Source organism: Olivibacter sp. EAT-5, from assembly GCF_044784325.1.
Taxonomy (GTDB): domain Bacteria; phylum Bacteroidota; class Bacteroidia; order Sphingobacteriales; family Sphingobacteriaceae; genus Olivibacter; species Olivibacter oleidegradans.
In genome coordinates, this window is the sequence record NZ_CP173028.1 from 2,378,766 (window position 1) to 2,392,633 (window position 13,868).

Below are 13,868 nucleotides of genomic sequence, written 5' to 3' on the forward strand. Positions count from 1 at the left end.
ACGGTTTCATCGTGTTCATTTTTTTGTTTAACATCGGTTTCTTTGTTTTATTGAATGATAATTTGTTTGACACCGTTAACAGTCTCGATCCGGCAATTGAGCTTATAGAAGGATAGAATCTCCAAAACCTTGGACGCATGTGTATTGCGGTATACCTCTCCTGATAAGGTAATTTCCGGCTTTTTGCCTTTAAAGACGACTTCTACATCATACCAACGGGATAGCTGCCGCATCACCATGCCGATATCTGCCCGGTTAAAGCTGAATTTGCCGTTCTTCCAAGCTACTGCATCCGAAACATCTGCTTGTTTTACGGATAAGTGGCTTTGGCGGTCGAGCGCTGCCTGTTGCCCGGGCCGGAGCATGACAGTCTTGTGCTCGGCGGTTTCGGCTACGCGAACAGAACCTTCTATTAATGTGGTTTTCACCACCGGTTCATCCAGGTAGCTGTTGATATTAAATTGCGTACCTAAGACTTCGACGATTTGCCCTTTGGATTCGACGCGAAAGGGGCGTGTCGCATCTTTCGCCACCTCAAAATAGGCTTCGCCTTCTAACTTTACCAGTCGCTCTCCCAAGTTGCCGTTAATGGCGTAGGTTATGCTGGAAGCCGCATTTAGCCACACCTTGGTACCATCAGGCAGCACTAAATGATATTGCCCGCCCCGTGGGGTACGCATGGTATTGAACCGGGGTATGGTTGCGTCGCTTGTATTGGCTCCGCCGAGTTGATAAACCAATTCCCCATCCACATTTTTGAAGATGGCATGCGTACCCTCTTGCGCAATTTCCCCATTCGGACTGCCGTCTAATATGATTTCTTTGCCATTGGCTAGCTTAAGGATGGCCCGGTTTCTGCCCGGTGCGATATCGGGTTGACTTGCTATGGTAGCGGTTTTGCTACTACTTTTAAATCGGTCAGATGGCTTAAATTGATAATACATACCCACTGTTAGTAGCAGCACAGCGGCAACGGCTGCGGCATAGCGATACCAAGGGGCTATCCGCCGAATCGGGGATCTCCTCAAGCGATCTCTTATGTCGATTATATCTTCTTCTACCTGCTCTTTAGCAGGTTCTTCTGCTTGGATATCCAATTGCCCATACCATTGTTCCACCCGCATACGCTCCTCCGGCGTGCATTCGCCGGCGAGGTAGCGTTTCAACAGTTTCTTAATGTCTTCGTGTTCCTCCATGTGTACTGCGGGGTTGCTTTTAGGGGATAGTACCTTAAGTCTTCCCCTGGGCGTAAGAGAAAATTAATTTTATTCTTTCAAGTAAATAATGTTGGCTACAGGGCGTTGTCCTTCATGGTCGAACTGCTTGTTGTCACTGGGATGATTGACGACACCATTTGCCGTTGCTCCTTTCACGTAGAGCGTGCTGCTTCCTCCGCCATCTACGTTCATCGCATGTTTTGCGCCTAACCAGCGTAGCGTTTGGGTTAATTCGCTTAAATTCATGCCCGCGGCTTGGCTGTTTCGACCGTCTACTACCAGAAAGATTAGTTTGTTCTTGCGGGTAATGGCTACCGCGCTGCGGGGATGGCGGTTGGTGTTAAAGGGATTGTTGGCAAGTGCTGCATCCTGTCCGCGGTGGATTAATAGAGGTCCGGATAGGAGGATATTCGGTTTGGTGCTCTGTTCATAGTTTACGGCTGAATCTGGTTGTATTTCAATGGCTTTTTTATCGATCAATAAGATCGCATTGGCACGGTCCGTTTTCTTTTTGGTGGTATTTACCACGTGGTTATCCACCTTTACATAATCCCAGGAACCGCCATTTTTCATATCAAAAAAGCCGCCATTGATAGCCACCAAAGCGCCTGCTTCTGTGGCAAATTCGGAGGTTTTTTTCAGCTCTTTTGGATCAGCCGCGAGGTGGATGTTCTTTCGGTGTTTTTTCAGGTCGATCTCCACTAGGTTGATTTCCTGCTGGCTTCCAAAGAGTTTTTCAAAATGGCCCTGTTTCCAGGTGACGCCTTTTTTGATGGGAATAATTTTCCATTCTTTATTAAGTACGGCAACGGAATCTGCGGATTGTCCGAAGACGAGAAGTTGGCTAAGGAGCAGGAAGCTGAGTAGGATAGGTGCTATTTTTTTGTTCATATCGCGTTTTTATAGAGATAGTACTGCAACAGCGCCTTAGGGCGTAAAAGAAAATAAAAAATTTAAGAGCCTGTTTAAATTTGTATTGTAAAATTTGTTATAGGCTATTTTTGAGTGAACCAAGGCAAATTTAGCAGGGACAGCCGGAAGCCTATCTCGATAAATTAACGCAGGTGCAGCCAAAAAGAGGCATAAGAAAATGATTAGATAAATTCTAAACGGGCTCTACGGAAGGAGGAAATAGGCGATGGAGAGCAGGGTTCCAAATTTGGGTCGGAGTACCTTTAGCGCATTGTTCACATGTTTTTTTACGGTGGTTTCTGAAAGGCCGAGTTCCTGGGCAATTTCCTTGTGGGAGAGATGGGATTGACGGCTCATACGAAAGACTTCCTGCATTTTTTCGGGTAAGCGTACGATTTCGTTTTCGATCAACTGGCCGAGTTCTTTCTCCCGTACCAGGTAGTCTGCCGTGGTATTGTCGTGTGTATTCACCGCTGCGAGGGATTCAAAATAAACCGATTCCACTTTTTTATGAGCGATTAATTTAATAACGCGGTATCGCAGGGTGGCATAGAGATAGCCGGCTAAGGGGCTCTGGGGGCTTAGTGAGCTGCGGTTTTGCCAGAGTGCCGCGAAGACCTCTTGCAGCAGATCTTTGACTTCGTCCCGATTGTTCAATTTTTTACAGGCATGTGCATAAAGTGGCCGGGAGTAGCGTTCATAGATTTCTAAATAAGCCGCGTAGTCGTCTCGCAGCATGAGCCGTATCAATTCATGTTCATCATACGATTTATAAGACAGCTTCGCCATAGCAAGACTATAGATAACGGAGCCAAAATTATCAAAAGGCTATCAAGTTTATAGTTATGGCAATATTAATAAAACTTTAAAGTTTTTTTAAATTTCTTTTTTGGGAAATTAACGGATATGACTTGATGTAATAAGCTATAGGTGCTACGAAATGAATCGGCTTGTCTGCTTGATAAGCTTTGGATGAGGCACGTGAGCCGCTATTAGTAATGAAAAGAGGGTGTCTAAAGATATTTTCTACGCCTTGGGCACAGTAACATCTTTTAGACACCCTTCTTTAAAAAGGTTGGAAATTATATGCGCATATTGAATTAGTGCGTAATATAATACAAGAACTCGCCGCAGCTTTTGCCAAATCTATAGATGAAATAAATCGAAAGACCTACTAAGGCTATTTTGACGAACTTGTTTTCTAATAAATAGGCATACTTTTCCATAACAAATTTATTAATGAGTTAAATAATAGATGAACTCGCCGGTAGCTTTCCCTGCTTCGTAAATAGCGACGCCTGCAGCAGCAGCACCGCCAATAACGAGGAAAGGATGTAACCCGCCTAAAACCTCTTCCCGTTCTTCGGCTGAAAGTTCTGTTAACCCCATTTTTTTTAAATCTAATGCTAACGCTTCCATAGTTTAAATTTAGTATTTTGTTAACGATTAAACAAAAATAATGTTTACTGTGCAGCTGATCTGTAACCGGAATAAACGCCCGCACCGAAGATACCGGCAGCAGCTACGCCCGCGCCAATCCAACCGGCAGCTTTAGCAGTGATTACTACGCCACCAATAACGATTGGGAATAAACCGCCTGTGTTTTCTTCCATTTCCTGTAAACTTAGCTCTTGTAGGCCAAGATTTTCCATTTCTGTTGTTTTCATAATGTCACGTTTAAATTTCAACCATCCCGCTTATAGCCCGGGGTTTGACTTTCTTTTAATAAAACCAAGATAAAAGGTTCCACTCTAATAAAATTGTAGCGAACCAAGGATTGCCAATTTTTTTTTGTAACAATAGTTTAAGGCAAAGTGAAGATGCGATTTATAAAGTACTTTTTCGGAGAGGCTTCCTCCTGAGGTGTGGTAGTATTCTTTTTCCTCTAATGGACGTAATTGTACATCGATGGAAACTTCATAATCGTTGGTATAATAATAAGTCTGCAACGTACGCGAATAGGCGATGGGAACTTGCATAAGCTTCAGTTCTTCGATAATTTGGTATACTCTGGACACGGAAAGGTTTAATTTTTTGGCCAAGACTTCCGGTTTTCCGGTACTTTTCCTTTTGATGAGCTCGTGTAGTCGGTTAACACGATCGATGTACATAAATAGTTTCATGATTGTGAGATCTTTACGGTTTGTATCTTTGCTATTATATTACGTTATCTTCTAAAAATGGTGTTTGTGGTTTCCACATGGCATAATAGGCTGCTCTTTTCTCCATAAGCTCGCGATGCCCACCCTCTTCAATTACCTGTCCGTTCTGCATGACAATGATTTTATCGGCATTTATAACGGTACTTAGTCGATGTGCAATTAATATGATGGTTTTTCCCTGGCTGCGTAGTTGGTTGACTGCCTCTTGTATATGTTGCTCGGAAGAAGAATCCAAGGAAGAAGTGGCTTCATCGAGGATCAGAATTTCAGGGTTTCTGTATAATGCCCTAGCGATGGCTAAGCGTTGCCTTTGTCCTCCTGATAAAGCCGTACCATTTTCTCCTAAATAGGTGTTAAAGCCACCAGGTAGTTTCTCAATAAAAGGCATCATTCCTAATACCGTGCATATCTCAATGATGCGATTAATGTTTGGTGAGAGATCACCGACGGCAATGTTATCGATGACATTTCCCGCAAAAAGGTCTATCTGTTGCGGGACGACGGCTATGGATTGTCTGAGGCTTTCTATTGTGATGTATTTAATGTCTAACTGCCCGATGAATATACCGCCTTCTTCTATGGGATATATTCGTTGGAGGAGCGATAGTATGGTTGTTTTTCCGGAACCGCTTTCGCCTACGATGGCGGTAATATGTCCTTTTTTAATCTGCAGATGGAGGTGTTCAAACACCGGGGCGCGCGAACCGTATCGGAACGTAACGTCTTTGAAGGTAATATCGCCGATATCTTCGGGATATAGAATCGCCTTGTTCTCTTCCTCTTCGCGTTCCAGATCCATGATTTCAAAAAGTCGGTCGGCAGCGATTACTGCGTCCTGTATACTGCGGTTCATGCCGATAAGACTGCTTACAGGGGATGTGAAATAGCCGATGATCGCGTAGAATGATAAAAGTTCTCCCGGTGTTATATGCCCTTCAATGACAAAGTTGGCACCGGCCCACAGTAGAATAACCGTAAACAATCCGGAAAAGAAACTGCTCGAATTGGTAATCCAAAGGGCATTGACAGAAGAGCGATAAACCGTTTGTAAAAGTTTGATAAACCTATTTTCGGTTTTAATATTCGCAAAGTCTTCTAGTCCAAAACGCTTGATGGTACCTGCGGCGTTTACGGATTCAACCAGTTGAGTTTCCAGATCGGCTGAATGCTCCATCAAGGCGCGCTGCGTCTTTTTGTTCAGTCGGTCTGAAATGTAATAGATGATGCCATAAATAGGAATTAGGACAACCATAATCAAGGCGAGTTTCCAGTAATAGGTAAACATCAAGAGAAAGGAAAAGATGACAATGAATACGTTCACCGCAAAATTTACCAGTACGTCGTTGATAAAGGTTCGGATTTTAACTGCATCATTGATGCGTGATATGATTTCGCCTACGCGCATGGTATCAAAGAACTGTTGAGGCAAACGCAGTAGGTGTTTATAATAACCGAGTATGAGGCGTGCATCAATTTGCTGGCCGCTTTTCAAGGTAAAAATAGTTTTGGAATGGTTGATGAAAAACTGCAGCAAGAGAAGCACAACCATAATAAGCCCCATCAAATTGAGTAGATTGAGGTTCTCATTGGGCAGTACTTGGTCTACAACTTTTTGTACGAAGATGGCTGTTGATAAGCCAAGGATTGTGTAGATTACAGCACCAAATAGCACCTGAAACAAGGTGGAACGATGAGGTTTTAGCAGAAAGAGAAACCTGCTGGTAACGGAGACGGTTTCGGTACGTGCTGTAAATTCTTCCCCGGGAGCTAACAAGATGAGTATGCCACTCCATTGGCTTTGAAATTCCTGATGGGTTAAACGGTGAAGTCGGCCATCAGCAGGGTCCATTATTTCGATATACTTATCGGCGGCCTTATAGAGTACCACGTAGTGATGCAGGCCGTTTTTTAGCACCATGTGGGCGATGGCCGGAAGTGGTATTTTGAAGAGGCTATCGAACGGTCCCTTAACACCTTTTGCGGTAAAACCGATCTTGTTTGCGGCCTGGATCATGCCCATCACATTGGTGCCTTTTTTATCGGTATTGGCCAGTTGCCGGATGCGCGCTATGGGAAGTTTCAATCGGTAATGGGCTGCGATAGAAACCAGGCAGGCGGCGCCGCAATCAGTGATGTCGTGCTGCTTAACTTTTATTTTTTTCATCAGGAGCGCTATTATGTTTATACGGAAGAAGTGCTTCTTTTTGCCGGGTTTAACCAATCATCCGCTTTATCGTAAAGCAGCTGGAAAAGCGTCCGTTTCGTTACCTGAAATCGGGCTTGGAAGCTCATGCCTTTCTTTAAACGACCTTCATAGCCATTCATTAAATAAAGTGAATGATTTTTTAGTTTACATTTGACCTGAAACATCGGCATGCGATCCTGACTTAGATAAACATCTTTTGAAATGTCGATCACATTGGCTTTGGCCATACCCCATTCGTTGTAATTGAAAGCATCAATTTGTAAATTGACCGGCATATGCAGTTGTAATAAACCGATGTCTTTCGGTGCGACATTTACGGTCGCGATGAGGCCCGAGCTGGGCGATAGTTCTACTACCGACTCGCCCGCGGAGACAAAATTACCCGGAGAAATGCCGTTTAATTGTTGCAATGACCCGTCAATAGGTGCTTTTACGGTGTATAGATCTCGCTCTTGCTCAAACTTTTCGTTTTGAGAAGACAGCTCCATTAACTCAGTTCGAAGGTGATTCAAATCGGTATGCCATTGGCTAATTTGTTGTTCTTCCAACAGCTTTTGTTTGCTAAGCGCTGTTTTATAGTCAAAATTAAATTTGTCGAATTCGGCATCTGATAACACCTTTTTTTCATGCAAGGTTTTATTACGCTGGTAGATTGTCCGCGCATTATCCAGCTGTAAATGTGCCTCTAGGTATTGCTGTCTGTAAAGATTGAATTGTTGCCGATATAGAGGTGATGATAGCGGCAGGCTTTTTATTGTACTGACGCTGTTGCCTAATTGCGTGAGTTTCTCCAGATCGCTAATGCGCTGATGTAGTTCTGCACTTCTTTTACTTAAATAGCCCGATTGCTCTTCTAAGATATTGGTTTGTATACGAAATAAGGTGTCGCCTGCTTTGACCTCTTGATTGAGTTTGACGAATACTTGGTCGATTCGGCCGGAAACAGGTGCTTTAATGGTATTTCTCTCGGTGGCTGAGGTAAGGATGCCTCCGCCATTGACACTAACGCTGACGCGGATAAAAAACAAGGATATAAAAGCAGCGAGAATGGCAAAGAGTACCGTGAGATAAATAATTCTACTTCTATTATTATGCGCAAAGAAATGCTGTTCTGCAGTATATTCAACTATATCTGCAGGAAATATCAATTTTTGGCTCATAGTAAGTAAGTTGTTGCCTACCCAAGACTAAGATATGCGCTGGGTAGGCATCCAATAATTATTGTCTTTATTATAAGACAATACATTTAATAAACGGAAATTGTTTGCTTACAGCAGTGCTTTGATGCCGCGCCTAACAAAGTCTACAATCGAGTCATAAATTTCGGGCGCTGATGGAAAAATAGACCCTCCGTAGGTGTTGTACAGGGTCTCGGTGTCTAATGGAAGGAGCTGTTCTGCTGACTCCGAGTGGACTGAAATCGGTTGTTTTGCTGGTTTTGTTTCCATGATTTAACAATTTAATTTAACAGTTTATAAAAAGCGTTATTTTGTGAATAGCCAAATTAGTTACTCTACCAACTAATCGCAATACCGGAATTCTGCTATTTTTTTATGTTACGATTATAATTAGTAATATAAAGAGTCGAAGATTTGGCTCGCACTTCCCATCAGTGTTGAGCGGACATCGTACCCATCCTTCCTTGAGCTTGCATTCATATGACGATGGCGGTGGAGGTTGTTCAAAAATAAATGAGAACGCCCAGCTTTTGGGGTGCTGGGCGTTCGCCATTTTTTATAATCAACCTAAACCTACATATACGCTTGCAAAGTCCGTGCCATTTTGTCGTATAGTTACTACTCTTCCTGTAGTACAGCTAGTGGCTCTCCGTGGAAAATACCTTTTAAATGCTTCAGCGACAAGGATTCCCATTCGTATACTTGTAAGTTGTTGACTTCAAGTTCCTTTGTGATGGGATTTTCGGAAATAATATGATCGTTTTCTAATGCAATATATCTAAAAGTTCCTGTACAGTCAGTCTGCACATCGGTTTCCAGTAGGAAACCTAATGATTCTAACGTTAAACACATAAGGGTTGGTATTGATAGCTAGTTAGTTACAAAAGCTATACCAAGCTTCGCTCTTTCCTATGGAATTAACAATTTTTATGTTTTTAAAAGAACGTTTTTGGTTTGTTCGAAAGAAAAAAGCTCCAGTTTTCACCAGAGCTCTGAACAATTAGACTAATATGAAGTATGTACATTAAAGTGAACACTTGTACACGATGAATGTTTGGAAAAATAATTGTTTTTTTTACGTTTTTATCGGTCTGCTGATAACGAGAAAAAACCTTGAAGAAAGGCTATGTAGCCTCTTCAAGGTTTTCGAAGTCTGAAATATTAATATCCCGGATTTTGGGTTAAATTATTGTTTCCGGAAATAGCCTGTGTGGGTACCGGGAACCGTTTCAGGTGATCAGATTGCGAGGCTTGATGATCCCACCAGTTTTCGGTGGTGAACATATTCCAACGGATCAGATCTGTACGTCTGCGGCCTTCGCCCAGAAACTCGATACTCCACTCATCTAAAAAGCGGTATTTATCGAAATTATCGACACGTACCGGATTGGGATCTACCCCATTCTCGAAATTGCGCCTCCGTACGGTATTGATGAGTTCGGCAGCACCGGCCAGATCTCCGCTGCGCCATTTGCATTCGGCCAGTATATAATACACTTCGGTCAGTCGCAAAACCGGATTATCTGCTCCCCAACGCAAGGTGTTTTCGGCTAAAGTGGGAATGGGCACTTTTACTAATCGAATACCGGTATTCTCTTCGCCCTCCGACATTTTAGAAGGAAGCTGAGAAATACCGCTGTACTTTTTACCTGGACCAACCTCGCTGAAACGCCCCACTTGGTCGCGTAGCACAAGTGCCCTGTCTTTATATTCCTGGGTGCCCACAATTACACCGCCATCAGGTTTCAGTTGCGGCCCGTTCAAAAACATACCTTCGTAATTGCCGCTTCCTAAATAGTGGTATGACCTTTTGCGAAGATCAGCTGCATCAAACTTCTCAAATGGTGAACCCAGTTTCCACTCATTTTTATATAAGCTGGAATCGGGGCGCCGGGACGGGCTTAAATGCGTGCCGTTGTCGGCCCCCATATCCTGATCAAAATATTGTCGGCTGTTATAATGATAGAAATTGCCGTAAAACCAATCGTACTGCAGCTTGTTGAACTCGGAAGGGATGGACCAGATGATTTCAGGCGATTCATTGTTTTTAAAGCTGTGCGGGCCATACCAGGTCGGATCGAGCTGGTAAGAGCCGTATTGACCATCGATAATAGCCTGTGCTAGTTGCTGGGCTTCGGCGTACATAGGTTTACCAATGTAGGCCTCGGCGTTAAAATAGAGTTGGGTTAGCATCATGGCTGCGGCCGCTTGCTTCAACTCACCTGCTTCCTTCTGTCCGGCTTCCTTCTTGGGCAAAGTCGCCATAGCCGTTTTTAATAATTGTTCAATGTGATTGAAGACCTCCTGATCGGTATTGCGCGGTAAACTCTCTCCTTCCAGGTTATTGAAGATAGGCATTCCTCCAAAATAGTCTAGGCCGCGTAAATAGAAATAGGCAATCAGCGTATTAAGCTGGTTTACGTGGGATGTCTGATCTTCCGGTGTCAAAGCAAATTTGGTATAGTCCAACTTCTCCAAATCACTGCGTGCGTCCAATGCCAGGGCGATGCCCATCAATGTACCACGCCAGGTTCCCCAGATCCATCCTTCATCAGGCGTCCACGTGTGGTAATGAAAACGTTCATTCGTACCGCCATTGTACCAGTGGGGTCCTTTCGTTGTAATGGCAAAATTGTCAGCCGTTTGTTCCTGTAACTGCCAGCGGTCTTCACCCATATACCAGCGGGCGTGGGTAAACGGACGGTTGAGGGCGGCCAGAATGTCCTTTTCACTCTTGAAAAAGGTTTCAGGAGTGACCTGGCTATAAAATTCCTGATCGAGCTTGGTGCAACTGCCTAGCAGTACCAAAAGCGATAATAAGGTATATGTGAAAAGCTTGTTCATCATTGCATTTGTTAAAGGTTAAAAACTCGCCTGTAAACCGAACATAAAGGTGCGCGTGCGTGGATACACATCGAGCTCCTCAAATCCGGGTGTTAAGCCGTTGATATTGATTTCGGGATCAAGACCGCTGTATTTGGTGAAAACGAAGAGATCTCGTCCGGTTGCATACACACGGATATTTTTAAAGGGGCCGATCCATTTTTTATTAAACGTATAACCCAAGCTAATGGCATCTACCTTTAGGAAGTTTCCGTTTTCGAGCCAATAATCACTCAATTGTTTTTCACCTTTTACATTGGCAAGTTCATCATAGGCGCTTTTCAATACATTTCTACCGGTTACATTGGCTATGCCGTAGTACATTTTGGTCATGTTAAATACATCATAGCCTAACCAACTGCGGAGATAGATGCTGGCGTCCCAATTTTTGTAGGATATGGCGTGATTCCATGATAACTGTAATTTCGGGATACCATTGCCGATGAAGCGTTTATCATCGAGTTTTTTATCACTTGCCGGAATGACTTCGTTGTTTTTGTTATATAACAGCCATTGACCATCGTCGGTGAAGCCTGCAAATTGCCAGATATAGAATTGGCCAATCGCTTCACCGGGATAAAGGCGTACTGCAGTACCCGGAGATCCAGGTGCGGGGAAGTTTTTATCGTCCATAAAGGTCTGGCTGCCCCAGAGTGTGCGCAAGTTACTTTTATTATGAGAGGCCACAAGGGAAGTAGTGTAAGTCCAATCGTTCTTGTTTACTACATTGTAATTTAATTCAAACTCGAAACCTTGGTTTTCCATGCTGCCCACGTTCATGGTTGTTTTATCATGGATGGCGGGCGGTTGTGATACACTGATTTCATAAATCAGATTGTCTATAACCCGCTTATAGTAGTCGAACCGACCACTTAATTTATTATTCAGAATGGTGAAATCCATTCCGACATTATATTCTTTTTTGATTTCCCAACGGATATTCGGGTTTTGGTTGTGTTTAACACCAAAAGTACGGTTCCAGTTTCCGGCGAACGGCCACCAGGTGTCGGCCGAATACATCCGGGTTGATACCTCGGCACCGAAACCTTCGTTGCCGGTTTCACCGTAACCAGCGCGGATCTTGATGTCGTCAATAAAAGAAAGCTTACGCATGAAAGGTTCCTCGCTGAGCCGCCAACCTGCCGATACACCGGGGAAGGTGCCCCAGCGATTTCCAGGAGCGAATTTGGAAGAGCCCTCGTGACGGAGATTGGCTGTGATGATATAACGATCTTTGAACGAATAATTAACGCGTCCGAAGAAAGCGGCCAGTTTAACCCATGGGTCCTTCCAAGAGCCCAAACCCGCACGGCCATCAGCCAGCCAGGTACCTGAACCCATATCGTGTTCTTCCAGCCCATCAACCGGAAAGTTGGAGTTTTCCGCCCAGAACCCCTGTCCGTTGAAGTCCTGATAACTGTAACCGGCTACCGCGGTGATCTGATGGTTTTCGAAACGCTTGCTATAGTTTACTGTCCACTCGACTATACGGTCTTGCCAACGTTTGTATTCTTGTTTGGCATAACCGTCCACATTTTGTTCACGCGAGACACGGTGCTGGGCCGAACGGAAGAAACTGGGATGTTCGCTGTTGTTTTTGATACCCACCATAGCGGTTGTATAAAGGTCTTCCGTCAGGTTTACTTTTAAGGTGGCATTGGCCAGTAGGTAGCGATATTGATTTTGTTTTTTACGTAACATCACTTCTGCCAAGGGATTCCAGGTATTATAGCCTCCGGTTAAGACATTATAGCCGGAGGGATCCGATGGGTCGTATGGTGAGATAGTGGGGTCTAAGCCAATGGCGATATTATAGAGGCTGTTGTTTTCGTCACGGAAGTTGCCTGGCGCACTGTTCCCGGGGAAATCGGCATCTACTTGATTGTAACTGGCATTGGTGCTCAATTCCGCACGTCCATCGAAGAATTTGAAATTGGTATTGACCCTTCCACCAATTTCCCCGCGTTGCGAACCAATTGATATACCTTTGGCGTCGCGTTTGAAAAAGGTGGTGTACACATTGGCGTTTTCGGAACCACCACTTACATTTACCACTTGGCGGTGACTGAAGGGATTTTTATTTGTGATGACGTCATACCAGTCGGTACGAGCGCCATTGTCTTCTCCAAGGCCATGGGCAAGGTATTCTTCTGCTGAAAGGACATCGGGTCGTTTACGAACACTTTCAATAAAATACTCCGATGTAAAGTTAACGGTTGCCTTACCGGGTTGTGGTCGCTTGGTAGTAACCAAAATCACACCACCGGAGGCTCGTGTACCGTAGATTGCAGCAGCCGATGCATCTCGAAGTACGTTAATGGATTCAATATCTTCTTTGGCAACGGAATTGATATCGCCGCCGGGAACACCGTCAATAACGACTAAAGGTCCTTGTGAGGCCTTGACAGAATTGACACCACGGAGCTGAATGGAAACGCTGGCGTTCGGATCAGAGCCGTTATTGGAAGCGATGTTTAGACCTGGAACCTTTCCCTGAATGGCCAGTAAGGGCGATACCGTGCCGGCAACCAAGTCACGCTGTTTTAAGTTGGATACTGCGCTGGTAAGCTCGCGTTTATCCAATGAGCCATAACCAACCACCACCACTTCTTCTAAGTTGTTGGCATCTTCCTGTAATTGAATGTTTAGATTTTGCTGATCGGTAACAGCGACTTCTTTGGTGATGTAACCAATCGATGAAATGATGAGTGTTACCGGCGTTTGAGGTAAGGCCAGCTCAAAGAGCCCATCTTGATTGGTTGAGGTACCTCCCTGCATGCCTTTAATTTTAATACTGGCACCGATCAGTGGCATTGTTCCGTTTGCATTCGTGATCTTTCCACGGATCGTCCGTTGCTGAAGCGATGTTTCATAAGCTGACCGAATAACCGGCCGGGCAGCTGCATAAAGGCTTTCTGTAGCCACCGTGCAGCTGAGGATGGGGATGCTGCATAGCGCAATCCATTTGCTGTGTTTTGTCATAAATTTAAGAGTTGTTTTGTGTTTATAATGACGTTTAACTAATGAGCACCAAGTTGTTATTCTCCGTAATATGCAATAGAAAATGCTTGAAATCGGTTAAAGGATCGGTTACAAATGTGGTAATTCGTCGGTTTTTCATTTCGTTCTAAAAAGCTTGGTTAGCTAGCTTACATATGTTGATTCGCTACGAATAGTTTCTTTTTATTCCTAATTCGATTTAGCAAATGTTTTGCAATATTACGAATTATTTCTTTTTGACAGAGAAAGGGTCTACTTCTAATCAAATTGCTATATCATTTTTACATTAGCGATCAGTATGAGAAGAGGT

12 protein-coding genes are annotated in these 13,868 nt (G+C 43.9%); all 12 read right to left on the reverse strand.

Annotation, left to right across the window (positions count from 1 at the left end; all coding sequences use genetic code 11):
* Positions 1-47: 47 nt before the first annotated feature.
* Positions 48-1,196: a FecR domain-containing protein gene (locus ACH11B_RS09850; protein ID WP_377613602.1), complete on the reverse strand. Its 1,149-nt coding sequence runs from the start codon at positions 1,194-1,196 to the stop codon at positions 48-50.
* A 69-nt stretch (positions 1,197-1,265) separates the two neighbouring features.
* On the reverse strand, positions 1,266-2,108 hold the full coding sequence (locus ACH11B_RS09855; protein ID WP_377613601.1) for a phosphodiester glycosidase family protein: 843 nt from the start codon (positions 2,106-2,108) through the stop codon (positions 1,266-1,268).
* A gap of 225 nt (positions 2,109-2,333) precedes the next feature.
* Entirely contained in the window at positions 2,334-2,918 is a 585-nt protein-coding gene (locus ACH11B_RS09860) for an RNA polymerase sigma factor (RefSeq protein ID WP_377613599.1), read from the reverse strand.
* A 447-nt stretch (positions 2,919-3,365) separates the two neighbouring features.
* On the reverse strand, positions 3,366-3,548 hold the full coding sequence (locus tag ACH11B_RS09865; protein ID WP_013665175.1) for a class IIb bacteriocin, lactobin A/cerein 7B family: 183 nt from the start codon (positions 3,546-3,548) through the stop codon (positions 3,366-3,368).
* Between the two features lie 44 nt (positions 3,549-3,592).
* Positions 3,593-3,796, reverse strand: coding sequence for a hypothetical protein (locus tag ACH11B_RS09870; RefSeq protein WP_013665176.1), 204 nt, complete (start codon positions 3,794-3,796; stop codon positions 3,593-3,595).
* Between the two features lie 84 nt (positions 3,797-3,880).
* On the reverse strand, positions 3,881-4,252 hold the full coding sequence (locus ACH11B_RS09875) for a hypothetical protein (RefSeq protein WP_377613598.1): 372 nt from the start codon (positions 4,250-4,252) through the stop codon (positions 3,881-3,883).
* A 34-nt stretch (positions 4,253-4,286) separates the two neighbouring features.
* Positions 4,287-6,455: a peptidase domain-containing ABC transporter gene (locus ACH11B_RS09880; protein ID WP_377613597.1), complete on the reverse strand. Its 2,169-nt coding sequence runs from the start codon at positions 6,453-6,455 to the stop codon at positions 4,287-4,289.
* Positions 6,456-6,472: 17 nt separating this feature from the next.
* On the reverse strand, positions 6,473-7,657 hold the full coding sequence (locus tag ACH11B_RS09885) for an HlyD family secretion protein (protein WP_377613596.1): 1,185 nt from the start codon (positions 7,655-7,657) through the stop codon (positions 6,473-6,475).
* 108 nt (positions 7,658-7,765) lie between these two features.
* Positions 7,766-7,945, reverse strand: a complete 180-nt coding sequence (locus ACH11B_RS09890; protein ID WP_377613595.1) for a hypothetical protein — start codon at positions 7,943-7,945, stop codon at positions 7,766-7,768.
* Positions 7,946-8,293: 348 nt separating this feature from the next.
* The gene (locus ACH11B_RS09895; protein WP_377613594.1) at positions 8,294-8,527 is read right to left on the reverse strand and encodes a hypothetical protein; all 234 of its coding nucleotides are present in this window, start codon (positions 8,525-8,527) and stop codon (positions 8,294-8,296) included.
* A gap of 309 nt (positions 8,528-8,836) precedes the next feature.
* A complete protein-coding gene (locus tag ACH11B_RS09900) occupies positions 8,837-10,522 on the reverse strand; it encodes a RagB/SusD family nutrient uptake outer membrane protein (protein ID WP_377613593.1) in 1,686 nt (561 codons plus the stop codon).
* A 15-nt stretch (positions 10,523-10,537) separates the two neighbouring features.
* A complete protein-coding gene (locus tag ACH11B_RS09905) occupies positions 10,538-13,540 on the reverse strand; it encodes a SusC/RagA family TonB-linked outer membrane protein (RefSeq protein WP_377613592.1) in 3,003 nt (1,000 codons plus the stop codon).
* Positions 13,541-13,868 lie beyond the last annotated feature (328 nt).